The organism is Pantoea eucrina (genome assembly GCF_002095385.1).
GTDB classification, from domain to species: Bacteria; Pseudomonadota; Gammaproteobacteria; order Enterobacterales; family Enterobacteriaceae; genus Pantoea; species Pantoea eucrina.
The window spans coordinates 93,790-118,971 of sequence record NZ_MIPP01000003.1 but is presented as its reverse complement, the minus strand read 5'-3'; the positions used below and the strand labels follow the sequence as shown (position 1 = coordinate 118,971).

Annotated in this window: 22 protein-coding genes and 1 tRNA gene; 11 read left to right on the top strand and 12 right to left on the bottom strand. The window is 57.4% G+C overall.

The window, feature by feature from the left end:
* Positions 1-47: 47 nt before the first annotated feature.
* The 4 genes from HA43_RS03010 to HA43_RS02995 form a co-directional block, all read right to left on the bottom strand.
* Entirely contained in the window at positions 48-344 is a 297-nt protein-coding gene (locus tag HA43_RS03010) for a YbdD/YjiX family protein (protein WP_039384547.1), read from the bottom strand.
* On the bottom strand, positions 337-2,403 hold the full coding sequence (locus HA43_RS03005) for a carbon starvation CstA family protein (protein WP_094110939.1): 2,067 nt from the start codon (positions 2,401-2,403) through the stop codon (positions 337-339). Before HA43_RS03005 ends, HA43_RS03010 begins: the two co-directional genes overlap by 8 nt.
* A gap of 180 nt (positions 2,404-2,583) precedes the next feature.
* The gene (locus HA43_RS03000; protein ID WP_094110938.1) at positions 2,584-4,518 is read right to left on the bottom strand and encodes an exoribonuclease II; all 1,935 of its coding nucleotides are present in this window, start codon (positions 4,516-4,518) and stop codon (positions 2,584-2,586) included.
* A 124-nt stretch (positions 4,519-4,642) separates the two neighbouring features.
* The gene (locus HA43_RS02995; protein WP_094110937.1) at positions 4,643-6,952 is read right to left on the bottom strand and encodes an FdhF/YdeP family oxidoreductase; all 2,310 of its coding nucleotides are present in this window, start codon (positions 6,950-6,952) and stop codon (positions 4,643-4,645) included.
* A gap of 242 nt (positions 6,953-7,194) precedes the next feature.
* On the opposite strand from HA43_RS02995, the gene HA43_RS02990 reads away from it, so the two are divergent.
* The 5 genes from HA43_RS02990 (at position 7,195) to HA43_RS02975 (ending at position 11,960) form a co-directional block, all read left to right on the top strand.
* Positions 7,195-8,784, top strand: coding sequence for a PTS transporter subunit EIIC (locus tag HA43_RS02990; RefSeq protein WP_039384533.1), 1,590 nt, complete (start codon positions 7,195-7,197; stop codon positions 8,782-8,784).
* 722 nt (positions 8,785-9,506) lie between these two features.
* Positions 9,507-9,581 (top strand) — tRNA-Lys (locus HA43_RS02985).
* 277 nt (positions 9,582-9,858) lie between these two features.
* Positions 9,859-10,050: an Rz1-like lysis system protein LysC gene (gene lysC, locus HA43_RS19400; RefSeq protein ID WP_422662155.1), complete on the top strand. Its 192-nt coding sequence runs from the start codon at positions 9,859-9,861 to the stop codon at positions 10,048-10,050.
* Between the two features lie 72 nt (positions 10,051-10,122).
* Positions 10,123-10,554: a cell envelope integrity TolA C-terminal domain-containing protein gene (locus HA43_RS02980; RefSeq protein ID WP_244555207.1), complete on the top strand. Its 432-nt coding sequence runs from the start codon at positions 10,123-10,125 to the stop codon at positions 10,552-10,554.
* Positions 10,555-11,063: 509 nt separating this feature from the next.
* A complete protein-coding gene (locus tag HA43_RS02975) occupies positions 11,064-11,960 on the top strand; it encodes a LysR family transcriptional regulator (RefSeq protein WP_094110935.1) in 897 nt (298 codons plus the stop codon).
* Here the strand turns inward: HA43_RS02975 and HA43_RS02970 are convergent.
* From HA43_RS02970 to pspF, 8 genes are all read right to left on the bottom strand, one after another.
* Positions 11,951-13,072, bottom strand: a complete 1,122-nt coding sequence (locus HA43_RS02970; protein WP_094110934.1) for a CMD domain-containing protein — start codon at positions 13,070-13,072, stop codon at positions 11,951-11,953. The two genes, HA43_RS02975 and HA43_RS02970, sit on opposite strands and share 10 nt — an antisense overlap.
* A gap of 194 nt (positions 13,073-13,266) precedes the next feature.
* Complete coding sequence (fabI, locus tag HA43_RS02965; RefSeq protein WP_039384517.1) at positions 13,267-14,055, bottom strand: enoyl-ACP reductase FabI; 789 nt, start codon at positions 14,053-14,055, stop codon at positions 13,267-13,269.
* Between the two features lie 141 nt (positions 14,056-14,196).
* A complete protein-coding gene (gene sapF, locus HA43_RS02960; RefSeq protein WP_039384515.1) occupies positions 14,197-15,000 on the bottom strand; it encodes a putrescine export ABC transporter ATP-binding protein SapF in 804 nt (267 codons plus the stop codon).
* A complete protein-coding gene (gene sapD, locus HA43_RS02955; protein WP_039384513.1) occupies positions 15,000-15,995 on the bottom strand; it encodes a putrescine export ABC transporter ATP-binding protein SapD in 996 nt (331 codons plus the stop codon). The genes sapF and sapD overlap by 1 nt, the downstream gene beginning before the upstream one ends.
* Positions 15,995-16,885 (bottom strand): putrescine export ABC transporter permease SapC, encoded by an 891-nt coding sequence (gene sapC, locus HA43_RS02950; protein ID WP_039384510.1) that lies wholly within the window; start codon positions 16,883-16,885, stop codon positions 15,995-15,997. The genes sapD and sapC overlap by 1 nt, the downstream gene beginning before the upstream one ends.
* Entirely contained in the window at positions 16,872-17,837 is a 966-nt protein-coding gene (gene sapB, locus HA43_RS02945) for a putrescine export ABC transporter permease SapB (protein ID WP_039384506.1), read from the bottom strand. Before sapB ends, sapC begins: the two co-directional genes overlap by 14 nt.
* A gap of 3 nt (positions 17,838-17,840) precedes the next feature.
* Positions 17,841-19,457: an ABC transporter substrate-binding protein SapA gene (sapA, locus tag HA43_RS02940; RefSeq protein WP_094110933.1), complete on the bottom strand. Its 1,617-nt coding sequence runs from the start codon at positions 19,455-19,457 to the stop codon at positions 17,841-17,843.
* A 503-nt stretch (positions 19,458-19,960) separates the two neighbouring features.
* Complete coding sequence (gene pspF / locus HA43_RS02935; protein WP_094110932.1) at positions 19,961-20,968, bottom strand: phage shock protein operon transcriptional activator; 1,008 nt, start codon at positions 20,966-20,968, stop codon at positions 19,961-19,963.
* 164 nt (positions 20,969-21,132) lie between these two features.
* Here pspF and pspA point away from each other — a divergent pair, with 164 nt between their 5' ends.
* The 6 genes from pspA to HA43_RS02905 are packed head-to-tail and all read left to right on the top strand — an operon-like array spanning position 21,133 to position 25,165.
* On the top strand, positions 21,133-21,798 hold the full coding sequence (gene pspA / locus HA43_RS02930; RefSeq protein WP_071668851.1) for a phage shock protein PspA: 666 nt from the start codon (positions 21,133-21,135) through the stop codon (positions 21,796-21,798).
* A 59-nt stretch (positions 21,799-21,857) separates the two neighbouring features.
* Positions 21,858-22,082, top strand: coding sequence for an envelope stress response membrane protein PspB (gene pspB / locus HA43_RS02925; RefSeq protein WP_039384488.1), 225 nt, complete (start codon positions 21,858-21,860; stop codon positions 22,080-22,082).
* Positions 22,079-22,426, top strand: coding sequence for an envelope stress response membrane protein PspC (pspC, locus tag HA43_RS02920; protein WP_039384486.1), 348 nt, complete (start codon positions 22,079-22,081; stop codon positions 22,424-22,426). The genes pspB and pspC overlap by 4 nt, the downstream gene beginning before the upstream one ends.
* A 45-nt stretch (positions 22,427-22,471) precedes the next feature.
* Entirely contained in the window at positions 22,472-22,720 is a 249-nt protein-coding gene (gene pspD / locus HA43_RS02915; protein WP_039384485.1) for a phage shock protein PspD, read from the top strand.
* Positions 22,701-24,098, top strand: a complete 1,398-nt coding sequence (locus HA43_RS02910; RefSeq protein WP_039384484.1) for a YcjX family GTP-binding protein — start codon at positions 22,701-22,703, stop codon at positions 24,096-24,098. Before pspD ends, HA43_RS02910 begins: the two co-directional genes overlap by 20 nt.
* The gene (locus HA43_RS02905; RefSeq protein WP_094110931.1) at positions 24,095-25,165 is read left to right on the top strand and encodes a YcjF family protein; all 1,071 of its coding nucleotides are present in this window, start codon (positions 24,095-24,097) and stop codon (positions 25,163-25,165) included. Before HA43_RS02910 ends, HA43_RS02905 begins: the two co-directional genes overlap by 4 nt.
* The last annotated feature ends 17 nt before the right edge of the window (positions 25,166-25,182 follow it).

The following is a 25,182-nucleotide window of genomic DNA, read 5'->3' as shown; positions in this document are numbered from 1 at the left end:
TATTAAAGAATGGCACGAAAAAGCCCCGAAAACGGGGCTTATAATCATCAGCAGGGACATCTGCCGGGGTTTCCAGCCTGGCTCGGAAAGCGGGCATTGAGACAGTGCCGGTGAAAAGTGCGCTCATCCATGGGCGGCGTTTCAGGATGATGGAGGCGCATATGCTTCAGATAAGTTTGATAATCGTGCACGCCAACCATTAAACGAAAGCTCTGCTGCAATCCGCGCCAGATTTGCTGCCAGCGGGAGAGCGGCGGGGTATCAGCGGCACTCACTATCAGTAAGCAACGCTTTATCTGCCAGCCTGCGCCGGGAGGCGTCCAGCGATAGATGGACTCAGACATGGCGTACCTCCTTACGCAGTGAAACCTCTGCTTCGCGCACGGTCGGTGACGTGCTGCGGAGCGCACGACGAATAACAAAGAAGGCGGCAACCAGCATGGTGACTGCAACCAGCATAAAGAAGCCGCACAGCGCCGCGTTGATCTGATTGCTGAAGATAATGGTCTGCATATCCGCCACGCTTTTGGCCGGGGCGATCACGATGCCATTGTCGATGCCCTGCTGAAATTTGCGCGCCTGAGCCAGAAAGCCGATGGCGGGTTTTTCATGAAAAATCTTCTGCCAGCCCGCGGTCATCGAGGTGATAAATAACCATGCGGTAGGGAGAATAGTGACCCACGCGTAGCGCTGTTTTTTCATCTTAAACAGCACCACTGTCCCGAGGATCAGCGCCATTGAGGCGAGCATCTGGTTACCAATGCCGAACAGCGGCCACAGCGTATTGATCCCGCCCAGCGGATCGACCACCCCCTGATAGACAAAAAAGCCCCAGCCGGCAACGGCAACGGTGGTGCCGGCCATATTCCCCAGCCAGGAGCGGTTGCTGCCCATTGCCGGAACCACGGTACCCACTAAGTCCTGCACCATAAAACGGCAGGCGCGGGTGCCGGCATCCACGGCGGTCAGGATAAATAAGGCCTCAAACAGAATGGCAAAGTGATACCAGAACGCCATCATCGCGCGACTGTTGAATACCTCGGTGATGATGTGTGCCATACCCACGGCGAAGGTGGGTGCGCCACCGGCGCGTGAGAGCACCGTACTTTCACCGACGTCACGTGCAATGCCGCTCAGCATCTCCGGCGTGACAACAAAGCCCCAGCCATTAATCACCTGCGACGCGTTCTCGACGGTGGTTCCAATCAGCGCAGCCGGGGAGTTCATGGCGAAGTAGACGCCCGGGTCCAGTACCGAGGCGCAGATCAGCGCCATAATAGCCACGAACGACTCCATCAGCATGGCGCCGTAACCGATAAACCGGATATGGCTTTCGCGCTCTACCAGTTTAGGCGTGGTGCCGCTGGAGACCAGCGCATGAAACCCGGAGATAGCCCCGCAGGCAATAGTGATAAACAAAAACGGGAAGAGCGCACCGGAGAACACCGGGCCGGTGCCATCAATGAATTTTGTGACCGCCGGCATTTTCAGCTCCGGCATAGCAAACAGAATTCCTATTGCCAGCCCGACAATAACGCCAATCTTCAGGAAGGTGGAGAGGTAGTCGCGCGGTGCCAGCAGCAGCCAGACCGGCAGCGAAGAGGCGACGAAACCGTAGATCACCAGCACCCACGTCAGCTCTGTGCCTTTAAGGGTAAAGAAGGGGCCCCAGTAAGGATCGGCGGCCACATCGCCTCCATAGATAATCGCTGCCATCATCAGTACAAAACCGATAAGGGAAACCTCAGCAATTTTTCCCGGACGCAGAAAGCGCATATAGACGCCCATAAACAGCGCAATGGGAATGGTAGCTGCGATGGTGAAGAGTCCCCACGGGCTGTTAGCGAGTGCTTTAACCACCACCAGCGCCAGCGCAGAGAGAATAATGATCATCACGCCCAGCGCACCGAGCATCGTCACCACGCCGGCAAAAGAGCCCAGCTCCTGGCGCGCCATTTCACCCAGCGAGCGCCCGTCACGGCGGGTAGAGATAAACAGGATCAGGAAGTCCTGCACCGCGCCGGCGAGCATCACCCCTACCAGGATCCAGATAGTGCCCGGCAGAAAGCCCATCTGTGCGGCCAGAATCGGTCCGACCAGCGGTCCTGCACCGGCAATGGCGGCAAAGTGATGACCAAACAGCACCCATTTGTTGGTCGGAACATAATCCAGACCATCGCTGAGGCGCTCTGCCGGCGTACGGCGGCGGTCGTCAAGTTCGAAGATGCGGCGGGCGATAAACAGGCTATAGAAACGGTAAGCGATGCTGTAGCAGGCGACCGATGCAATAACCAGCCAGACCGCATTGACATGTTCGCCGCGGCTGAGCGCAAGCATGGCAAATGCGCCAGCACCGATTAACGCCACTGCTAACCAGACGATGCCGGTTTTGACGTTGTTCATGAGTTAACTCCTTGTAGAGGCCGGAAAAACAGGCAAGCGAAATACAACGAGTTAAAAGTAAGGTAAAAAAATGTTAACGAAAGGTAGTAAAAGCAGAAGTGTGAAGCGCGATACAAATTTTAAAGCAGAGCAGAAAAGAAGAGGCGGGATAACATCTGTTATCCCGCACTATGAGCGCCGTCAGGCTGCCGGGCGGGCAACCACGCTGCGGGTCTCCATGCGCACTTCGGCGATGGTGACATCAATAATATCGGTGACGCGATACACCACTTCACCTTTAACCTGCACCGTGCCGCTCTCCTGCGAGCAGACCAGCTCATCGCGTACCGCATGAATAAACGGCGCCGGAATAAAGGCCACCGCACCGTTCTCCTGCAGGCGTACGCGCATACCGCCGCGCGATACATCAATGATCTCGGCGCTGAATTTGCGCTCGCTGCCGGCGAAAGGCGTCAGGAAACGCGCATAAAGCCAGTCACCCACATCGCGCTCAGCCATCCGGTTAAGGCGGCGACGCTCACCCATGATAACCGTAACGTCACTCTGCGGACGGGCAATGCTCTCACCGCGCACAATAGCTTTCAGCAGGCGATGGTTGATCATATCGCCAAATTTACGGATCGGTGAGGTCCACGTCGCATAGGCATCCAGACCCAGACCAAAGTGCGGGCCGGGTTCGGTGCCAATCTCAGCAAAGCTCTGGAAACGGCGAATGCGGCTGTCGAGATACTGAGTCGGCTGCGCGTCGAGTTCGCGACGCATCTGACGGAACCCTTCCAGTGTCGTAATGGCCTGCGGATCGACGGTAATGCCGTGACCAGCCAGCACGCCGGCTACCTGTTCAGCGTTGGCCAGATCGAAGCCGGTGTGCAGGTTGTAGATGCCAAAACCCAGTTTTTTCTGCAGCACGTTCGCCGCGCAGATGTTGGCCAGAATCATCGCCTCTTCAACCATGCGGTTAGCGATACGACGATGTTCAGCGATAATATCCAGCACTTCGCCTTTCTCTCCCAGAAGGAAGCGGAAATCGGGGCGATCTTTGAATACCAGCGCATGGGTCTGACGCCATTCACTGCGCGCCAGGCAGAGACGATGCAGCAGACGGATCTGCTCAGCAATCGCCTCATTTTCCGGCTGCCAGCTGCCGCTGTTTTCCAGCCAGTCTGAGACGTTGTCGTAAACCAGTTTGGCTTTGGATTCAATCCAGGCTGCAAAGAAATGCACGTCGTCAGCGAGTGCGCCATCCGGCTGGACCGTCACCCGGCAGGCGAGCACCGGACGTTTCTCATGCGGGCGCAGCGAACAGATATTATCGGAGAGCTCGCGCGGCAGCATAGGAATGTTAAAGCCGGGAAGGTAGTTGGTAAACGCGCGCCGGGCGGCCAGCTTATCAAGCTCGCTGCCTTCCGCTACGTAAGCGGTCGGATCGGCAATAGCGATGGTCAACAGCAGGCTGCCATCCGCCTGCGCTTCCGCATAGAGCGCATCGTCCATATCCTGCGTACTGGCGCTGTCGATGGTGACAAAATTCAGCGCGGTGAGATCTTCACGCGTCAGCTGCTCATCCAGCATTCCGCCGCATTCACTCTCTGGCGCTTCGCGCTCCAGGTTATGGCGCGACAGCGTGACCCACCACGGCGCCAGGTGGTCGTCTGCGGTAACGATAAATTCAGTCAGCTCAGCATAAAAGCCGCGATCGCCTTTCAGCGGATGGCGACGCATTTCAGCCACAGCCCAGTCACCGTTCTGGAAATCGTGCGTCAGACCGCGCACGGCGCGACACTGAATGGCATCTTTCAGCAGCGGATGATCCGGCACGATGGCGAGACGATCGTCTTTTTTCTGCACCCGGCCGACGAAGCGCGTCAGAAACGGCTCAATCAGGGTATCCGGCTCTGCACTTTCACGATCTTTATCGGTGTGGATCACCGCGGTGATACGATCGCCGTGCATCACTTTCTTCATTTGCGGTGGCGGAATGAAGTAGCTTTTCTGAGCATCAACTTCAAGGAAGCCAAAGCCTTTTTCTGTGCCTTTCACAACGCCTTCGGCGCGCGGATTCTGCGCGTGAAGCTTCTCTTTCAGCTGCGCGAGCAGCGGGTTATCCTGGAACATAATTTAGTCAGTTTCGTGGCCTAAGAGCGGTGGACAGTTTTACGCGAATCAGGGGCGCGCGGCAAGGTTAAAACGGGTTAAAAAGCCGCAGAGCGCGGCTTTTGTTTCAGAGAATAACGCGTAATCAGGCGATACGCTGCGTGGGCAGGGCGGCGCTAAGCGTGAGCTTCACCGGCACCGATTTAGAGGTCGGCGTTCCGCTGATATCGCCGTAGCTTGAGAGCGGTACCAGCGGGTTGGTTTCCGGATAGTAGGCTGCGAGATTCCCGCGCGGAATATTGTACGGCACCAGTTTAAAGCCGCTGACGCGACGGGTCAGGCCATCATTCCAGAGGGTTTCAATATCCACCTGCTGGCCTTCGGTAAAGCCCAGCGCCGCCATATCCTCAGGATGAATAAACACCACTTCACGCTGACCATAGACGCCGCGATAGCGATCGTCGAGACCGTAAATCGTGGTGTTGTATTGATCGTGTGAACGCAGCGTCTGCAGCGTAAACGGCACGGTCACGTCGCTGCCGAGCTGAGGAAACAGCGAGTCGGGCAGGGCGGACGCGCTGAATTCAGCACGCTGCGATGGCGTATTAAAGCGCAGCTCTGCCGCCGCGTTGCCGAGATAAAAACCGCCAGGCTGGTCGCACTTTGTATTGAAATCAGCAAAGCCCGGGATCGTCGCGGCGATATGATCGCGGATAATATTGTAGTCCGCCGCCATGCCGAGCCAGTCGATATGATCGCTGCCCAGCGTCGCGTGGGCGATACCTGCCACAATGGCGGTTTCTGAACGCTGCGTCTCCGCCAGCGGGATGCCCACGCCTTCTGAAGCGTGAACCATACTGAATGAGTCCTCAACGGTAATGAACTGATTACCACCAGCCTGTCGATCGCGCTCGGTGCGGCCCAGCGTAGGCAGGATCAGCCCTTCATGACCCGGCACCAGATGACTGCGGTTGAGCTTGGTGCTGATATGCACCGTCAGACCACAGTGCTGCAGCGCGGCTTCCGTAACCGGAGAGTCGGGCGCTGCCGCCGCCAGATTGCCGCCGAGAGCAATCAGCACTTTCACTTCATCACGCAGCATGGCGCCCAGCGCTTCAACGGTGTTGTGACCGGCATTACGCGGGGGTTCAAAACCAAAATGGGCGCCCATGGCATCAAGGAAAGGCTTAGAAGGCTTTTCATCGATACCCATGGTGCGGTTGCCCTGCACGTTGCTGTGGCCACGTACCGGGCAGAGGCCGGCACCTTTTTTACCCAGCTGACCAAACAGCAGCTGCAGGTTGACGATTTCGCGTACGGTGTCGACGGAGTGCTTATGCTGCGTGATCCCCATCGCCCAGGTGATAATCACCCGTTCCGCGCTCTGATAAATGGCCGCCGCTTCGCGGATCTGCGCTTCGCTCAGGCCTGACTGCTGCACAATCTGCTGCCACGAGGTGTTATCTACCGCGTCCAGATAGGCCTCAACGCCCTGCGTATTTGCGGCGATAAACGTCCGATCGAAAATGCCCGGCTCACCGGCAGCAAGGCGCGCGCGCTCCACTTCCAGCAGCGCTTTCACCATGCCGCGCAGGGCGGCCATATCGCCACCGAGGTTGGGCTGATAGTAGGCGGAACTGATGGTGCCGGCTTTGGATGTGACCACTTCCAGCGGCTTTTGCGGATCGGCAAAGCGCTCCAGACCACGTTCACGCAGGGTATTAAATGTCACAATTTTTGCGCCGTGATCGGCAGCGTGACGCAGGCTGTGCAGCATGCGCGGATGGTTGGTCCCCGGGTTTTGCCCGAGCACAAAAATGGCGTTAGCGTGATCGAAATCGTCGAGACGAATGGTGCCTTTTCCGACACCGATGCTGCGTTTCAGGCCGCTGCCGCTGGCTTCATGGCACATGTTGGAACAGTCAGGGAAGTTATTGGTGCCCATCACACGACCAAACAGCTGATAGAGCCAGGAGGCTTCATTGCTGGCGCGCCCGGAAGTGTAGAGTTCCAGCTGATCGGGATGGTCCATCGCTTTCAGGTGCTGAGCAATCAGCGCAAACGCCGCATCCCAGCTGATGGGTTCATAGTGATCGGTGGTGCTGTTATAGCGCATCGGGTGCGTCAGACGCCCCTGATACTCGAGAAAATAGTCGCTCTGCTGATAGAGCGTGCTGACGCTGTGCTGAGCAAAAAACGCAGGCTCGACCACGCGTCGCGTCGCTTCCCAGGTCACCGCTTTGGCGCCGTTCTCACAGAAGCTAAACGTACTTTTATTATCATCGCCCCAGGCACAGCCGGGGCAGTCGAAGCCGCGCGCTTTGTTCATGCGCATCAGATTACGCATATTTTTCAGGGCAGCTTTGCTGTCAAATACGAAACGGGTGGTCGCTTCCAGTGAACCCCAGCCGCCAGCAGCAGCGCGGTAAGGCTGAATTTTACGTTTAAATTTCATGGTAGTCGCAGGCTTATTGTTTATGAGTTGTTATCAGAATATGTCTTCTGTTGAAAAGAAGTGTGCGACTGAGAACAGAGGTTGTCTAATTGATTGACTTAATTGAGCGATAGGCGGCGTTTATCGCCATGGCGACAAACTGTGATCTAATTCAAATTACCTCAGCTCTGAGAGACACGCGGCTGCGTAAGCAGCGTAATAGTGGCTAATAATTGCTCTTTCACCGTGTGAAGGAGCGCGTCATGAAACAACTCACCAGCCAGATCCACGCGTTTGGTAAAGCGCTGATGATGCCTATCTCGGTTATCGCCGCCGCTGGCATATTTCTCGGACTGGCCGCCGCGCTGCAGAACCCGGCGATCACCGGTGAAGCCTTTGCACAGATGCAGGTGCCACAGCTGATCATCGGCTTTATCCGCAAGGTTGCCGGTGCACTTTTTGCCAACCTGCCGCTGTTCTTTGCCGTTGCCAGCGCAATCGGGCTGGCGAAAGCGGAGAAACCCACGGCCGCTTTTGCCGCCGTCATTGGTTATCTGATGATGAACACAGGCATCAGCGCCACCCTGGCAGCCAAAGGGCTGACCGCCGCAACCACCACGCCGCAGGCGCTGCAGCAGGCGGGGATGGATCAAACCAGCGCGATGATGCTGTCGGCAGAATATATCCAGATGCTGGGCATTTTTACCTACAACATGAGCGTACTGGGCGGGGTGATTGCCGGGCTGCTTACGGTAGTACTGCACAACCGCTTTTATACTCAGCAGCTTCCGGTGGCGATCAGCTTTTTTGGCGGACGCCGCTTTGTGCCGATTATTACCGTGGTTGTGCTGCCGCTGGCGGGCGTGCTGCTGGCGCTCATCTGGCCAACTATCGGAGCCGGTATTGCCTGGGTCGGAGAGATGATTGGTAAAAGCGGGCAATATGGCGCCTTTCTGCTGGGAGCGTGCGAACGGCTGCTGATCCCGACCGGCCTGCACCATATTCTGAACGAGACGGTGCGCTTTACCCCGATTGGCGGGATGGCCACCGTCGAGGGGCAGAGCGTCGTCGGCGCGCTCAATATCTTTAACAGTTCGCTGACGCATCCGGGGGCGATTCCGGATGACACCGTGCGCACCGCCACGCAGTTTCTGGCGCAGGGCAAAATCCCGGTCATGATGTTTGGTCTGCCGGCCGCCGCCCTGGCGATCTACCATACGGCCCGTCCGGAGCATAAGCAGCGGGTAAAAGCGCTGGTGCTGGCGGGGGCGCTGACCTCATTTACCACCGGTATTACTGAGCCGCTGGAGTTCTGTTTTATCTTTGTCTCACCAGTACTTTATGTGCTGCATGCGCTGCTGACCGGCCTCTCGTTTATGCTGATGTCGATGCTGCACCTGATGATTGGCAACGTGCAGGGCGGCGCTATCGATCTGGTGGTATTCGGCATTCTCGGCGGCAGTAAGACCCACTGGTGGTGGACGCTAGTGCTGGGTGCCTGTTACGCGCCGCTTTATTACTATCTGTTTCGCCTGGTCATCACGCGTATGGGGGTAGAGACGCCGGGACGCGAGAGTGAAGATGAGCAGAAAGCGCCGCAGGTCACGGCAGACGAGCGTACCAGAGTCATTATCAGCGGTCTGGGCGGCGAAGCGAATATAGAGGAAGTCGATTGCTGCTTTACCCGCCTGCGGGTACGCGTCAAGGCAATGAATGAGGTAGTTGATCAGACGCTGCTTTCCACCGGAGCTAACGGCGTTAACCGCGTGACGGAACATGATGTGCAGGTGATCTATGGCCCGCAGGTTGAAAAAATTGCGAATGAAGTCAAACAGGCGCTCGGGGTAAGCTGATTTATAAGCCTGCTAATAGTGAATATCGCAATCATTGTTAAACGTGCCGGACTGATATTTGCGATAGTGGCGCTGCCCTTTCAAGAGCTAAGCCATTGCGAGTGCCGGAGATAAGCGCCGGGTAGGGCATTACCCTGAAGCTGCCTGCGGGCAGCTTTTTTGTGCGCAGCGCTTACCGGTTATGAAGCGCAGAGGGCATAAAAAAACCCACCTGTCGGTGGGCTGGCTGAGAACAACGCTGGCTCTTTATCCTGCAAACGCACTTACAGGAATCAATAACACGTACCGCCAGCATGGTGCGAGCCGGTACCGCCGTGAGGGTGGGTCCCTTTAGGACAGGCAACCGCTGCCGTTGAAAAAACAAATGCTGCAGTTAAAACCAGAAGCGTGGCGACTTTTTTCATTTTTATAGTCCTTTTGCTGTGTGCAATCTTTGCACACCTAATGTATCAGAATAATCCTATAAGTAAATGTTTATTTATCATTAATGCTTATGAGTTATCCCCCGGCCCGTATCGCTTACCGGCTCAGACAGAGCCAGCTGACAGCTGGCCAGACCGCGCTTGCCCCTCTGTTTGCTCTGTCCCGGCATCGTCGGGTAACCAATATGTTATAATCAGGTCATACGTTAAATTGCCTTCGCGGGCAGTATCAGTTTGCCATCGGGTAAGGCTCACCAGCTGCTTTAACAGCAATCTGAAAACGTCTGGCACCGCAGTTATCCGCCGTTAGCTCATTGGACAGAGCGCTGGCTACTTAGGGCAGAGAGCGGGGTTAAAATCCCCGACGGCGGTCCAGCTCTCATTTTGCAACACCAAAGGCACTGCTTCGGCAGTGCCTTTTTCGTTTTCACCCCCGCCACTCAAAGCGATCTCAAATCTATCCGTGAGACAGCGGGCATCTTTTACACGCGAATAGCCGTAATCGCGGCGTTCTCATTATGATCAACTAAAGCTGCATCGGGCATTTAGCGGCGGGAAGGATCAGGGAAGTTCCTCAGGTGGCAGTAAGAAGTTTAACCGGGCTTGTTCTGTTCACCCTGTCATCAATCCCTGAACAGAAAAGGAGCCGCAGCTGCCGATACCGGCAAGCCTGCTCAGTAATTGCCCGGTGCCAGCTCTTCCGAAACTGACGACCTGGGGTGACGGCATCCTGCTTAACTTGCGGCTGCTGGATTCGCTGAATGAGTGCAACGGCAAATTAAGAGCCATCAGCAGGATTGACGAAAACAGAGCCTCGCAACAGGATGCATTCAGGGAATGTTAGCCCTGGCTAGGTGTAACTTTCCATGCGGGTAATTTGGGTGATATAAGAGACCAAATTACCCGCATGGAAGCCATGATGAAAAAATCGTTTTTTTTAGCTCTTGTCGTACTGCTGGCTGGTTGTCAGTCTAATCCGCAATCTCAGGCCAGACTAAAGGCGAAGCAATCTTCTAAATTTCCAACTGCGGTCGGGTTGAAGAATCAATGTGAGTCGCAAATTCCTCAGGCGAAAGCAGACAGAGATACACTTCTGTGGGTATGCCAGTTCACTTCTGCCATACAATATCGCCTCTTTGATACTGATCTATACCGAGGCAAGATCTGCACCCTGCAAGTTACACAGCCAGTAGGCCAGCAGCCTACGGATGTCATGGTGCTTGAAGGAAACCAAAAGCTCTGTGCTGCAGCAGTCGACGCTATAAAAGGAGCCATAGAGTCAGAAACATTCCCTATGCGTCCGAAAAGCATGAATGAAGTTATACCAGTTCGTGTCGCACCTCAGTAGAAAGAGCCGGGCTTCTCTGGAGAAAATCGGCTAACGAATTATCCAGCAAGGAGTAGCGGCCATTGGCAGGTTGTAATTCAGCCAAAGAGCAGCGATTCACACCGTTTTTTAACCGCCCCCAGGCGGTTTTTTGCTGGAATTAATAAGCCAGGCATCTGCCACATCACGGTGTATTAATCAATGGGGATCAGGTCTCAGCTGCAGCGGTAAAGCCCGGCAGCATAATTGTGTATCAGTGCAACGGCTACTCAGGGCCGTGCAAGATGTACCGCTACAGCCTGGCGACGGAAGAGGGCGAGGTTATGGAAGGTGAGCCGCTGAATGATGTCATCGTAATGAGAAGGTAACGTGCGAGATGCGGCACACAGATGTTTCATTTTGACATTCATGCTGAGCTACCTGATCATCCGCACTCTGTATCTGAGCAATTTTTTATTTATTACGCAGGTTAGTACATAATAATTTTATCAGATGTTTTATAGTTCATAAGTCGTTGATAGGTAATCAAAATAGACATAAAACAATTAATTTACCTGTGTAATCTTGAGCGGGAGCGCCATTTTGGCCGGGCGGCAGAAGCGAGTTTTGTCAGCCAGCCTACGCTCTCAATGCGGCTCAAAAACCTCGAGCGTGAGCTGGGGTTATCGCTGATTAACCGCAGTAACAACTTTGACGGCTTTACCCCGGAAGGTGAGCGGGTGCTGACCTGGGCGCGGGAAATTGTTTCTGTCTATCAGGGACTGAAGCTGGAGGTTGAATCTCTTAAGCATGGCGTAAACGGTACGCTGCGGCTGGGCGTGATGCCGCAGTGCAGCGTGGCACTGCCGGCGCTGCTTAAAGCGGTCGAGGCGCGCTATCCTCAGCTGGACTATCGCGTCGCGGCGATGAGCGCCGATCAGTTACTGGAAGCGCTGAACAGCCATACCGTTGACGGCGGCATCGGCTTTTTTGAGCTGACGTCCCTGCGCGAGCTGCACTTTCAGACGGCATTGCTGAACGACGGCGGAGTGGAAGCGATTTTTAACCCGCAGCACTTTCCGGCGCTGCTGAAGCAGCAGCGGCTCTCACTGCATACCCTGGCAGCGCAGCCGCTCTGTCTGGCTGAACCCACGCGCTATTTCCGGCGTTATCTTGATGGCCAGCTGCGCGAAACCGGTGTGCTGCCGCGTGTGATCGTTGAGAGCGCCTCCATTATGCAACTGCTGCAGAGCGCACAGGTTGGCCTCGGCGTAATGGTATCACCGTGCGGACATCTGCTGCCCGAACTGTTGCAGAACCTGGCGCGGCGCCCGATCGATATGGCACCAATGGGACGACAGGCTGCGCTGGTGATCGCAGAGCCGGGACGTGCCTCACCGCTGGCGCAGCACTTTTTTGATGAGGCGCGCCGCCATCTTCATGACTGACGCGTCTCTGCCAGCGCCATAGTAAGCCGGTCTTCCCAGCTGGCCAGCGCCACTCTCTGCAACAGCGTAAACAGGGCGGTATGATCCCAGCCGCTGTTGATCAGCGGCTGCAGGTGGGCGGCACTAAACCGATCGGGCTGACGCGTCAGCTGCCCGCTCAGCGCAGCCACCGCGTCGCGATTATGCGCAGCGTCAGCCAGCAACGCTTCACGCCACTCACCGGCGTAGCGTGTAAAACGCTGACGACAGCCGAGAATACGCGCGCTGACCGCCAGCGCCAGCGCTTCCGCCTCCGGGTTAACCGGCAGCAGCTGCTGTTTCAGGCGCTGCAGGCCGCTCAGAACCGGCGCATCATACATCAGCAGCCAGCTCAGCGGCTCCAGATCGCTATCGTTCAGACAGTCAGCCTGCGCGCTCAGCTGCTGCAGGCTGGCGTAACGTCGCTCCAGCGGCTTCAGCCCGGGCGAGCAGAGATTATCTTCAGCAAACAGCGTGGCGCAGGCGTCGGGCGGCACTGATGCGCCGGGGATCCAGCGTACCGGCTGTGCCAGCAGCGCCTGCACGCCAGCCACCATCCGCGCCTGGAATCCTGTGAAACCGATAATCTGGGTCAGCGTGATGATATCGGGCTCTGTCAGTCCCACCGCCTCCAGCGCGCCGAGGCTGTGAGCGTTAATAAGCGCCGGCTGCATCGCCAGCTGACGGGCATACTGCGTCATCTGCGTCAGGCGATTGTTGCTCTCGCGGGAAGAGTCGGGACCGGGGAGCGGGTTGAGGCGCGCTGAGTAGTGATTGCACAGGCGCTGAACGCCCGCTACCTGGGCGACCGTCAGGGCCGCGCTTAGCCGGTCATAGAGTGTCAGCGTATGCGTTTGCGATGCCGTCAGGCTGTCGGGAAACAACAGCTGGCTTACATCGCGAGCCGCCAGCAATGCCGGCTGAAAGCGGCGAAACAGCGGCTGTAAAACCGTTACTTCCTGCTGCAGACCAAGCAGGAATCGATCGTTAACCAGGGCGGCCTCGGGGACCAGCGGGGCAGTGGTGGAGGTGTATGGGCGAGCCTGGCTTTCATACAGCCAGAGGTTATGGCCGGTAAAACGGCGTTGTTCCATAATCCATCCTTTCGCTAAATTCGGGCTGAGCGTACGACGGGAAATTCTGAAAAGCGTGTCGCCACTCGGGGGCAGGCTTATCGTCGCTGATGGTCAGGCACAGGCAAAAGAATGAAGGGGAATAATTAATATCGAATGGGTATATAGTGCGGTCAAAGAGGGAGTGGGGCGAGTCAGGCTCGCCCCTGCAAAACTTATTTCAGTTCCAGCTCGTTCATCGCAGCAATGCTAAAGCCGCCATCAACGTGAACAACTTCACCGGTGATACCACCTGCCAGGTCGGAGCACAGGAAGGCCGCAGAGTTACCTACGTCTTCGATGGTCACCGTACGGCGAATCGGGGTAACCGCTTCACAGTGGGAGAGCATTTTACGGAAATCTTTGATGCCGGAGGCAGCCAGGGTACGAATTGGACCCGCAGATACGGCGTTGACGCGCACGCCTTCCGGACCCATTGCGTTAGCCATGTAGCGTACGTTAGCTTCCAGCGACGCTTTCGCCAGACCCATAACGTTGTAGTTTGGAATAGCACGCTCTGCGCCCAGATAAGAGAGGGTCAGCAGGGCTGCATTCGGGTTCAGCATCGCGCGGCACTCTTTGGCCATTGCCACGAAGCTGTAAGCGCTGATGTCGTGCGCGATTTTAAAACCTTCGCGGGTCACGGCATTGACGTAGTCACCATCCAGCTGATCGCCCGGGGCAAAGCCGATAGAGTGCACGAAACCGTCAAATTTTGGCCAGGTTTTTGCCAGCTCAGTGAACAGGGCAGTGATGCTCTCATCTTCTGCAACATCGCAAGGCAGAACAATGTCTGAACCCAATTCTTTAGCGAACTCTTCCACACGACCTTTCAGTTTGTCGTTCTGGTAGGTGAAAGCCAGTTCTGCGCCCTGCTTATGCATCGCCTGCGCAATACCGTAGGCGATGGAGAGTTTACTGGCAACGCCAGTAATCAGAATGCGCTTACCGGAAAGAAAACCCATAGCTGTAATCCTTATGGTCATTGTTGTTGGCGGTCGTGATGATTAAAAAGTATACGACCGACGTTAATCGACGTGCGGATTCTAGCACGTCTGTGTCAAATACGGTAAACCGCACCGCGTTTTCCGCGAGACGGGCGGCATTCAGAGCGCGCGCCGCCAGGCTTCAGCGGTCAGCGCTTCACCAAAGTGGCTGGCGATGAGCCTTTTGGTCAGCTCATGCAGCGGCGAGGCTAAAACATCCGCGGTGCCGCCGCGCTCAACCACTTCACCCTGATGCATCACCAGCACCTGATCGCTGATATGTTTCATCATGCCAAGATGCTGCGTGACGTAGATATAGGCGATGCCATGTTTCTCCTGCAGCTCCAGCATCAGGTTAACCAGCTGAGAGCGCATGGTCATATCCAGCGAGGCGAGCGCCTCATCGGCCACGATCACCTTGGGCTGCAGGATCAGCGCCCGCGCCAGCGCCAGGCGTTGCTTCTGGCCCGGCGCCAGCATATGCGGATAGTATCCTGCATGGTCGCGCAGCAGCCCGACCTGACGCAGCGTGCTGATAATACGCTGCTCGCGCGCCTCATCATCCAGCTCCGTATTCAGACGCAGCGGCAGGTCGAGGATCTGACTGACGCGCTGGCGCGGATTCAGCGAGGTCGACGGGTCCTGAAAAATCATCCGGATGCGCTGGCTGCGATAGCCGTAGTCGCCATAGCTCAGCGGATGATCGTCAATCAGCATTTCACCGGCACTCGGAGCCACCATGCCGCTCAGCATCTTGGCCAGCGTGGATTTGCCGGAGCCGTTCTCGCCAATGATTGCCAGTGTCTGCTTTTCACGCAGCGTAAAACTGACATTTTTTACCGCCTCGACGTGCTGGCGACGAAACAGCCCGGTGCGATAGCGATAGGTTTTGCTCAGGTTGCGTACTTCCAGCAGGGTTTCCATTACTGACGCTCCCGGTTAAGCGGAAAGTGACAGGCAAACAGATGCGATTTACTGCCGGTCAGGCGCGGCGTTTCAACGCATTTGCGCTGCGCGTAGGGGCAGCGCGGGCCAAGCCGGCAGCCAATCGGCAGATGCTCCAGCGACGGAATCGCGCCGGAGAGCGTGTTCAGACGGCTTTTGTGCGGTAGCGCGCTGCCAAAATCGGGCATCGCGCGGATCAGCGCCTGCGTGTAGGGGTGGTGCGGCGTGCTCATCAGCTCTTCGCTCTGCGCGGTCTCCACCGTCTGTCCGCAATACATCACGTTAATGCGGTCAGCCCATTTGCTCATGGTGCGCAGATCGTGGCTGATCAGCAGAATCGTGGTGTTGTTATTCTGGTTCAGGCGGCTCAGCAGGCGAAATATCTGCGCCTGGGTGGTAGGCTCCATGGCGTTAGTCGGCTCATCGGCAATCAGCAGGCGCGGCTGATTTGCCAGCGCAATCGCTATCATCACTTTCTGACACTCGCCCTCGGTAAGTTCGTAGGGAAAGCTGCGCATAATATCTTTGTGATCGCGAATACCTACCCGGTGCAGTAATTCAATAGCGCGTGCTTTGCGCCAGAACCACAGGCGCTGATACCAGCGGCCCTTATGCGTCCAGCGTGGGATCGCCTGCATCAGCTGGCGGCCGACGCTCTCCGAGGGATCGAGACAGGATTGCGGCTCCTGAAAAATCATCGAGACATTGTGCCCCATGATTTTACGCCGTTCGCGCGGCGAAAGACGCTGCAGATCGATGTCGTCAAACACCATACGATCGGCGGTAACGCGCCAGTTATCTTTCGTAACGCCGCAGATCGCTTTAGCCACCAGGCTTTTTCCGGAGCCTGATTCCCCCACCAGCCCGCGGATCTCTCCCTCGCTCAGCGTCAGGTTAATGCGGTCCACCGCCTTGACCGGCCCTTCGGGCGTCATAAACTCAATCGTCAGATTGCGGATATCCAGTAGCGGCATTATTCAGCTCCCGCCTCAACCGCGCGACGGATACCGTCGCCCAGCAGGTTAACAATCAGGACGCTTATCATCAGCGCCGCACCCGGCAGCATCACCGTCCAGGGCGCAACATAGATCAGCTCCAGCGCATCTCCCAGCATCGCTCCCCATTCCGGCGAAGGAAGCTGTGCGCCCAGGTCCAGGAAGCCCAGCGCGGCGATATCCAGGATTGCCATCGACAGTGAGCGGGTAAACTCACCAATCAGCAGCGGCAGGATATTGGGCAGCACCGCGTTCCAGAGAATGCTGAGATTGCGGGCGCCGTCCAGACGCAGCGCCACAACATACTCTTTCTCCAGCTCATCGTGCACGGCGGTGTAGATCTCCCGTACCAGCCGCGGGATCAGCGCCAGCAGCACCGCCAGCATGGCGTGCGCCAGCTGCGGCCCGAGAAAAGCAACCACGATAATCGCCAGCAGCAGTGACGGAATTGACAGCAGCGTATCCAGAACGTGGTTCATCACGGCGGAACGCACGCCGCGCGTCATGCCCGCCAGAATACCCAGCAGCAGCGCGGCCAGCGCGGCCAGCAGCGTCACCACCAGCGCGGAACCCACCGTCGGCGCCACGCCGCTCAGCAGGCGGCTCAGCACATCACGGCCCAGGTCGTCAGTGCCGAGGAAAAATGAGACGTCGCCGTAGCGTGACCAGGAGGGCGGCAGCAGCTGATAGCCCAGAAACTGCTGATCGATGCCATACGGCGCGATCAGCCGGCCAAACAGGCAGAGCAGCAGCAGCGTGCCAAAGCCATACAGGCCGATCATCGCGCCCGTATCGCGGTAGAAGTGATGCCAGCTGAGGCGCAGCGTGCTTGGCAGCCGCTTCTCGGCGTAAACGTTATCGATGGGCATACCACTCCTTGTGCTTTAGCGGGTTCAGGGCGGCGCCAAGAATATCAGAGAGAACGCTGACGATAATCACCAGCCCGCCCGCAACCATTACGCCAGCGGAAATGGCCGCATAATCCTGCTGGCGGATGGCGTTAATCAGCCAGCGTCCCAGACCCGGCCAGTTGAAAACGACTTCGGTGATCATCGCCAGCGTCAGCATGGTCGAAAATTGCAGTCCCAGCCGCGGGATCACCGGTGGCAGAGCGTTATGCAGCACGTGACGGCGGATTACGGTGAAGCGCGACAGGCCGCGGGTAGCCGCCGCTTTAACATAATTTTTATCCATCACTTCACTGGTACTGATGCGCAGCAGCCGGATCACTTCGGTGGTGGGTGCTACGGCGAGCACGATCACAGGCAGCACCATATGTGACAGCGCGCTCAGCAGCATCTCATGACGCCAGCGCGACGGACTCAGCCAGGCGTCGATCAGCGCAAACCCGGTGACATTCTGCACCGGATAAAGCAGGTCGAATCGACCCGATACCGGCAGCCAGCCGAGCGTTAGTGAAAAAAACAGGGTAAACAGCAGCGCCAGCCAGAATACCGGCATGGAAAAGCCCAGCAGCGCCAGCGCGCTGATCGCTCTGTCCGGCCATTTTTTACGCATGACCCCGGCACAGATACCGAGCGGAATACCGGCCAGCAGCGCGAGCATAAACGCGAGCACGCACAGCTCCAGCGTGGCGGGGAAGACTTCACGCAGCTGCAGATCAACCGGCAGCCCGTTAATGCTGGAGACGCCAAAATCAAACTGCAGCAAACCCTGGGTCCAGAACCACCACGCATCGAGAAGCGACGCGCCTTCGAGCGGCGCGTTTGGGGTGAAATAGCTCAGGCTGAAGCTCACCAGCGACAGCAGAAACAGGGTGATCACCAGCAGCAGCAAACGGCGCAGTAAATAGATAATCATCGGTTACTCTCCGCTCTGCTCATCACGATGTACGCCGGCGAAAGAGGCGTTGCCAAACGGACTCAGTACCAGCCCCTGAATATCGTGCCGGTACGCCTGCACGCGCAGTGAAGAGGCGAGCGGCAATACCGGCAGCTCCTGAGCAAGCAGCTGCTGTGCATGGTCATAGCTTTCAATCCGCGCGGAGAGCTGCTGAGAGAGCAGGGCGCGCTGCAGAGACTCATCGAACGCCGGGGAACACCAGTGAGCATAGTTGGTCTGGGAACGGATCGCCGCACAGCTGAGCAGCGGACGGAAGAAGCTATCAGGATCGTTGCTGTCGGTGGCCCAGCCGCTCAGGGTTAAATCGTGGTTCATCGCCATCAGCTGCGCTTCCTGAAAGCGGCCCTCAACCGGGGTGATAATAACGTTAACGCCGACCTGCGCCAGATCCGCCTGCAGCAGCTCGGCGGTTTTAAGCGGGCTGGGGTTCCAGGACATGGAGGTGGTTGGCACCACCAGACGCAGCGTCAGGTCTTCGATGCCGAGGGCTTTCAGCGCCGCGCGCGATTTGTCCGGATTATATTCCGTTACGCGGGCGTCGCTGTCATAGGCCCACGAGGCGCGCGGCAGGATAGACGCCGCAGTTTCCGCCGTGCCGTAATAAATGGACTCCATCAGGCGCTCATTATTGATTGCCAGCGCCAGCGCGTGCCGCACTTCAGGCCGGTCCAGCGGCGCTTTGCGGGTGTTAAACGCCAGATAAGCGATATTCATGCCGGGGCGCAGCGTCATGCGCAAACGCGGATCGTCGCGCAGGATCGAGAGCTGGCTCGCCGCCGGATAAGCCAGTACGTCACACTCGCCGGTCAGCAGTTTTGACAGGCGTCCGGTGCCGCCAACGCCCAGGTCAATCACCACCTGCTGCAGGCGCGGTATGCCCTTCCAGTACCAGGGATTGCGCGCCAGACGCAGATACTGCCCGGTACGATACTCGCTCAGCTGATAGGGGCCGGTGCCCACCGGTTCGCGATCCAGCTTCTCCTGCTGCCCTTTGGCATCCAGCTGCGCGGCATACTCCTGTGACAGTACCGGCGCGTAGTGGGTAGCGATATGCCATAAAAAAGAGGCGTCAGGCGCGTTCAGGCGGATCTCCACGGTATAGCGATCCAGCTTTTTGACGCTCTGGACGGAGTCGGCAAACTGCAGGCTGTCAAAATAGGGATAGCTGCCGCCGTTAACATTATGCCACGGATGATGCCGGTCAAACATCCGCGCAAAACTGAATACCACATCATCGGCGTTCAGCGTGCGGCGGGGCGTAAAGCTGGCGGTATGCTGGAAAGAGACATTCCGCCGCAGATGAAACCGGTAGGTTGCGCCGTTATCGCGCACTTCCCAGCTCTGCGCCAGATCGGGTATTAAACGATAAGTGTAAGGGTCAACGTCCAGCAGTCTGTCGTAGAGCTGCGCGGCCAGGGTATCAACCACCAGGCCGCTGCTGACCATCTGCGGGTTAAAAGTGTTAACGCTGCCGTTTACACAATAGACAAAGCCGGTCTGACGGATCGATTCCGCAGGCGCAGCAGACGCGCTCAAAGCGCTGAAACTCAGCAGCAGCGAGAAGAGAATTTTTAGCATAGAACTCAACGATTCTGAGGCAATAGCCAGAGTGTATCGCAAACCGGTAAGAGTTCCCAAACTCCCCCGCACGCCAGCAGCAATAACAGCCATATCGTCCAGAAAGCAGGCGCAGTAACTGTGTGGGAATGAGAAAAATTCTCAATAAAGCTTTACAGATGATAATAGGAATGATTATTATTCACCTGCGCTTCACCGGTGGCTCTGCCGGAGAAGAGCACGACATTGCTCACATTGCTTCCAGTATTATGTTGCCCGCCCTGTGCGGGCTTTTTTTTTCTTCCTGACTGGCGCGGCAGCGGCGTTGGCTGCGTTCAGCAGAACCGGTCACATACTGATGTATGCTCCCGGTCGCGGCTTCACTTGCCGCCTTGCTGCCACACCAGTCAGTTTGAAAAAAGGCTGTCTGGTCTGCGGCAGCTGCACTGGCCGCGTTCAGCAGAAGCGGTTACATACTGATGTATGCTCCCGGTCGCTGCTTCACTTGCCGCCTTGCTGCCACCTTACTGCTCACCCTCATCCCGTACCTGAATATCATGCTTTTTCATCATTGCCCGCAGCTGATGATAGGTCACACCCAGCAGCCCGGCCGCGCGCCGCTGGTTAAACTTTGCCTGTTGCAGGCTCACTTCCAGCAGCGCGCGCTCCTGCTGATACTGCCACTGGCGCAAATCGAGCGGCAGCGCGGGCAGGACTGCAGATTCGGCAGGGCGCTGCGGCTCTGCTGAATCTGTGGCACGTGAAGCAAACGGATTGATGATGATCGTGTCCAGCGGCTCTTCGGTGCTGCGGTGACGATACACGGAACGCTCCACGACATTCTTCAGTTCGCGCACATTGCCGGGCCAGTGGTAATCCAGCAGCTCCCGCTGCGCACGTTCGCTGAAGCCGGGAAACAGCGGCAGACGCAGCTCGCGACACATCTGAATAGCAAAATGCTCCGCCATAAGCAGAATATCGCTGCGTCGCTGGCGCAGCGGCGGCAGCTGCACCACATCAAAGGCGAGACGATCCAGCAGGTCCGCCCGGAATTTTCCGGCAGCAGCAAGCGCGGGCAGATCTTCATTGGTGGCGCAGACCAGGCGTACATTAACCTGCAGCGCGTGATTACCGCCAACGCGCTCCAGCTGGCCATATTCGATTACGCGCAGTAGCTTCTCCTGAACCAGCATCGGTGCGGTCGCCAGCTCATCAAGAAACAGCGTGCCGCCGTCGGCGCGCTCAAAGCGGCCAAGATGACGCTTCTGCGCGCCGGTAAAAGCGCCCGCCTCATGCCCGAAGAGTTCCGAGTCGAGCAGGCTCTCATTAAGCGCTGCACAGTTAAGCGAGATAAAAGGGCCCTGCCAGCGTTCAGACAGATAGTGCAGCCGGCTGGCGATCAGCTCTTTACCGGTGCCGCGCTCACCAATGACCAGCACCGGTTTTTCCAGCGGTGCCAGCTGAGACACCTGCTCCAGCATCTCAAGAAAATTATTCGACTCGCCCAGCAGGTTATCGTTGCCATTAGCCATGATGAATTTCACCAACAGTTGTGTAATTTACTCATCCTGGCCTTTCGCAGCAGGAATGTAAACCCAGCGCACTCAATAAAATCAGTTACTTAAAAGTTGGCACGCATCTTGTAAGCACTACAGGCGTCCCGACCATATACATGACAATATTGAGGAACATCATTATGGGTATTTTTTCTCGTTTCGCTGACATCGTAAACGCTAACATTAACTCGCTGCTTGAGCGCGCAGAAGATCCGCAGAAACTGGTACGCCTGATGATTCAGGAAATGGAAGACACGCTGGTTGAGGTACGTTCAACTTCAGCGCGCGCGCTGGCTGAGAAAAAGCAGCTGCTGCGCCGTATTGAACAGGCTGAGGTCCAGCAGTCGGAGTGGCAGGAAAAAGCGGAGCTGGCTATCAGCAAAGAGAAAGAGGATCTGGCACGCTCTGCGCTGATTGAGAAACAGAAACTCACCGATCTGATTAGCCTGCTGCAGCAGGAATCAACGCAGGTGGATGAAACGCTGGAGCGAATGAAAGGCGAGATCGGCGAGCTGGAAAATAAGCTCGGTGAAACCCGCGCCCGCCAGCAGGCGCTGACGCTGCGCCATCAGGCGGCTTCCTCATCACGCGATGTTCGTCGTCAGCTCGACAGCGGCAAAATTGATGATGCGATGGCGCGCTTTGAGTCCTTTGAACGTCGTATCGACCATATGGAAGCTGAAGCGGAAAGCCAGCGCTTTGGTAAATCAAAAACGCTGGATCAGCAGTTTGCTGAGCTGAAAGCTGATGATGAAATCAGCCAGCAGCTTGCCGCACTGAAAGCCAGAATGAACCGCGGTGAGTGATCGCGTCCGGGCCCGTTTTCGGGCCCGGCTGAAACGGTGTAGATGATTAAGGAGAGTCAATGAGCGCACTTTTTCTTGCCATACCCCTGACGATTTTTGTGCTGTTTGTCGCACCCATCTGGTTATGGCTGCATTACAGCAACCGGCGCAGCGCAGGTGAACTGTCAAATAATGATATGCAGCGGCTGCAGCAGCTGACGCAGGAGGCGCAACGTATGCGCGAACGCGTTCAGGCGCTGGAAGCGATTCTTGATGCGGAGCATCCAAACTGGAGGCAGCCATGACAGGCGATCGCAAACTCTGGCGCATTCCGCAGCAGGGCAAAGTACGCGGCGTATGTGCCGGCGTAGCGGAATATCTCGACATACCGGTGCGTCTGCTGCGCGTCATCGTCGTGCTGTCACTGTTCTTTGGCCTGTTTATGATCACCGTGACCGCCTATTTTATTCTCGGCTATGTGCTGGATGAGAAACCGGCCACGCTGCCGGATCAGAAGCAGCCAACGGCCCGTGAACTGCTGGATGAGCTGGCGCTGACCCTGAGCCAGGATGAGCGCAGCGTTCGCGATGTAGAGCGTTACGTGACCTCTGAAACCTTCAGCGTGCGCAGCCGTTTTCGTCAGCTCTGATCCCCGGACCCTCGCGGGTCCGCATCTCAACTCATAAGGGGCTTTATGCATACTCAGCGAATGACTGCTCTGCGCCGTCGCGCAACGCCTGCGTTGAAGTCGGCCGGAAAATTCATCATTATCAGTGCGGTAACATATGGTCCCGGCGGGCTCGCCGGCTGGGCTGTTAAATCGGTGGCGCGCCGTCCGCTGCGCCTGTTGCTGGCGGCCGCCCTGGAACCGCTGCTGAGCAGGGCGTTTCGCCGTCTGTCAGCGCGATTCATCAGGGAGAACGATGAAAAAACTGCAAAATGAACTTGTCGCGCTGATGAACCGCGGCGTGGATCGTCATCTGCGCCTGGCGGTCACCGGACTGAGCCGCAGCGGCAAGACCGCGTTTATTACCTCGCTGGTCAATCAGCTGCTGAACGTCCATCACGGCGCGCGCCTGCCGCTGTTTTCAGTGGTACGCGAAGAGCGTTTACTTGGCGTCAAGCGCGTGCCGCAGCGCGAGCTCGGTACGCCGCGCTTTACCTATGATGAAGGGCTGGCTCAGCTCTACGGCGCGCCACCCGCATGGCCCACCCCAACGCGCGGCGTCAGCGAAATGTGCCTCGCGCTGCGCTACCGGCCTGATAACTCGCTGCTGCGTCACTTCAAAGATACCGCCACGCTCTATCTTGAGATCGTTGACTATCCCGGTGAATGGCTGCTCGATCTGCCCATGCTGGCGCAGGATTATGTCAGCTGGTCGCGGCAGATGCGCGGACTGCTGCAGGGCGACAGAGAGAAATGGTCAGCCCGCTGGCGTGAGCTCTGCCATAACCTCGATCCGCTGGCACCCGCGAATGAAAACCAGCTGGCAGAGATTGCCGCCGCCTGGACAGATTATCTGCACCACTGCAAAAGCCAGGGGCTGCACTTTATTCAGCCGGGCCGCTTTGTGCTGCCGGGCGAGATGGCGGGCGCGCCGGCGCTGCAGTTTTTCCCGTGGCCCGATGCGGATGAGCAGGCTGTGAGCAAACTGGCACAGGCGCCGGCCGGCAGTAATTTTGCCGTACTGCAGCAGCGGTATAACTACTACTGTTCGCACGTGGTGAAAGGCTTCTATAAAAATTATTTTCTGCGTTTTGACCGGCAGATTGTGCTGGTGGACTGCCTGCAGCCGCTGAACAGCGGGCCGCAGGCGTTTAACGATATGCGTCTGGCGCTGACTCAGCTCATGCAGAGTTTTCATTACGGCCAGCGGACCCTGTTCCGGCGCCTCTTCTCCCCGGTGATAGACAAGCTGCTGTTTGCCGCGACGAAAGCCGATCACATCACCGCCGATCAGCACGCCAATATGGTGTCGCTGCTGCAGCAGCTGGTACAGGATGCCTGGCAGAACGCCGCATTTGAAGGTATCAGCATGGATTGCCTCGGACTGGCCGCTATACAGGCTACCGAAAGCGGCCTGGTGGATCACCGGGGCGAAAAGCTGCCGGCACTGCGCGGTGAGCGGCTGACAGATGGTGAGCCGCTCACCGTTTATCCGGGTGAGGTGCCGCCCCGTTTGCCGGGGAACAGCTTCTGGCAGCAGCAGGGGTTTCAGTTTGAGCAATTCCGGCCGCAATCGCTGGATATAGACCGGCCTCTGCCGCATATCCGCATGGATGCCGCGCTGGAATTTTTACTGGGAGATAAATTGCGATGAGTGATGAGACGCCGTTAAAAGCGCGAATCGATTTTGCCCGTCCGCTCAGCAGCGATGCGCAGCCGCCGCTGCGTGCTGCGCAGACGTTTGACGTAAAAACCGCCGATTTTGTCGCAGCGACCGGGGCAGATCCGCTGCCTGAAGGCGCCGGTGAAAAGATGGTGGAGGCGGCGCTGCGACCTAAACGCAGCCTGTGGCGTAAAATAGCCGCTGCCGGCGTGGCGGTGTTCACCGTGAGCTTGCTGGCTCAGGGCGTACAGTTTATGCACGATGCGTGGCAGGCGCGCGACTGGTTTGCCCTGGGCAGCGGGGCGGCAGGCGGGCTGATTGTGCTGGCTGGCGCCGGCGCACTGATTGCGGAGTGGCGGCGTCTGTGGCGGCTGCGCCAGCGCGCAGAATCGCGCGATGTGGCGCGTGACCTGCTGCAGAGTCACGGCATCGGCAAAGCACGCGCCTTTTGTGAAAATCTCGCGCAGCAGGCGCGGCTCGATCAGGCGCATCCGGCGCTGCAGCGCTGGTATGCCGCGCTGCATGAGACGCATAATGATCGCGAGATTGTCACGCTCTACGCACAGCTGGTGCAGCCGGTACTCGATCGCCAGGCGCGCAGTGAAATCAGCCGCCACGCCGCGGAATCGACCCTGATGATTGCCGTCAGCCCGCTGGCGCTGGTGGATATGGCGTTTATCGCCTGGCGTAATCTGCGGCTGGTGAATCGTATCGCCGCGATTTACGGCATCGAACTGGGTTATTTCAGCCGTATCCGTCTGTTTCGTCTGGTGCTGCTCAATATGGCCTTTGCCGGCGCGTCCGAACTGGTGCGCGAAGTGGGGATGGACTGGATGTCGCAGGATATCGCGGCGCGTCTTTCAGCCCGTGCCGCACAGGGTATCGGTGCCGGGTTGCTGACCGCGCGGCTGGGCATAAAAGCGATGGAGCTGTGCCGTCCGCTGCCGTGGCTGGAAGAGGATAAACCCCGCCTTGGCGACTTCCGCCGCGACCTGGTGAGCCAGCTTAAAACCTCGCTGGCAAAAGGCAGCTCCGCCTCAGAGCAGAGTGCTAAATAATCAACGTTCCTGCCACT

Excerpts from the sequence above, each read along its gene's own strand:
- HA43_RS02980 (WP_244555207.1), top strand. The coding sequence starts at position 10,123 with ATGATGAAAAAATCGTTTTTTTTAGCTCTTGTCGTACTGCTGGCTGGT.
- HA43_RS02990 (WP_039384533.1), top strand. The coding sequence starts at position 7,195 with ATGAAACAACTCACCAGCCAGATCCACGCGTTTGGTAAAGCGCTGATG.
- fabI (WP_039384517.1), bottom strand. The coding sequence starts at position 14,055 with ATGGGTTTTCTTTCCGGTAAGCGCATTCTGATTACTGGCGTTGCCAGT.
- pspD (WP_039384485.1), top strand. The coding sequence starts at position 22,472 with ATGCATACTCAGCGAATGACTGCTCTGCGCCGTCGCGCAACGCCTGCG.
- HA43_RS02970 (WP_094110934.1), bottom strand. The coding sequence starts at position 13,072 with ATGGAACAACGCCGTTTTACCGGCCATAACCTCTGGCTGTATGAAAGC.
- pspC (WP_039384486.1), top strand. The coding sequence starts at position 22,079 with ATGACAGGCGATCGCAAACTCTGGCGCATTCCGCAGCAGGGCAAAGTA.
- pspB (WP_039384488.1), top strand. The coding sequence starts at position 21,858 with ATGAGCGCACTTTTTCTTGCCATACCCCTGACGATTTTTGTGCTGTTT.
- sapA (WP_094110933.1), bottom strand. The coding sequence starts at position 19,457 with ATGCTAAAAATTCTCTTCTCGCTGCTGCTGAGTTTCAGCGCTTTGAGC.
- HA43_RS02910 (WP_039384484.1), top strand. The coding sequence starts at position 22,701 with ATGAAAAAACTGCAAAATGAACTTGTCGCGCTGATGAACCGCGGCGTG.
- HA43_RS02905 (WP_094110931.1), top strand. The coding sequence starts at position 24,095 with ATGAGTGATGAGACGCCGTTAAAAGCGCGAATCGATTTTGCCCGTCCG.
- pspA (WP_071668851.1), top strand. The coding sequence starts at position 21,133 with ATGGGTATTTTTTCTCGTTTCGCTGACATCGTAAACGCTAACATTAAC.
- HA43_RS03000 (WP_094110938.1), bottom strand. The coding sequence starts at position 4,518 with ATGTTCCAGGATAACCCGCTGCTCGCGCAGCTGAAAGAGAAGCTTCAC.
- HA43_RS02995 (WP_094110937.1), bottom strand. The coding sequence starts at position 6,952 with ATGAAATTTAAACGTAAAATTCAGCCTTACCGCGCTGCTGCTGGCGGC.
- HA43_RS03010 (WP_039384547.1), bottom strand. The coding sequence starts at position 344 with ATGTCTGAGTCCATCTATCGCTGGACGCCTCCCGGCGCAGGCTGGCAG.
- pspF (WP_094110932.1), bottom strand. The coding sequence starts at position 20,968 with ATGGCTAATGGCAACGATAACCTGCTGGGCGAGTCGAATAATTTTCTT.
- sapD (WP_039384513.1), bottom strand. The coding sequence starts at position 15,995 with ATGCCGCTACTGGATATCCGCAATCTGACGATTGAGTTTATGACGCCC.
- sapC (WP_039384510.1), bottom strand. The coding sequence starts at position 16,885 with ATGCCCATCGATAACGTTTACGCCGAGAAGCGGCTGCCAAGCACGCTG.
- sapB (WP_039384506.1), bottom strand. The coding sequence starts at position 17,837 with ATGATTATCTATTTACTGCGCCGTTTGCTGCTGCTGGTGATCACCCTG.
- HA43_RS03005 (WP_094110939.1), bottom strand. The coding sequence starts at position 2,403 with ATGAACAACGTCAAAACCGGCATCGTCTGGTTAGCAGTGGCGTTAATC.
- sapF (WP_039384515.1), bottom strand. The coding sequence starts at position 15,000 with ATGGAAACCCTGCTGGAAGTACGCAACCTGAGCAAAACCTATCGCTAT.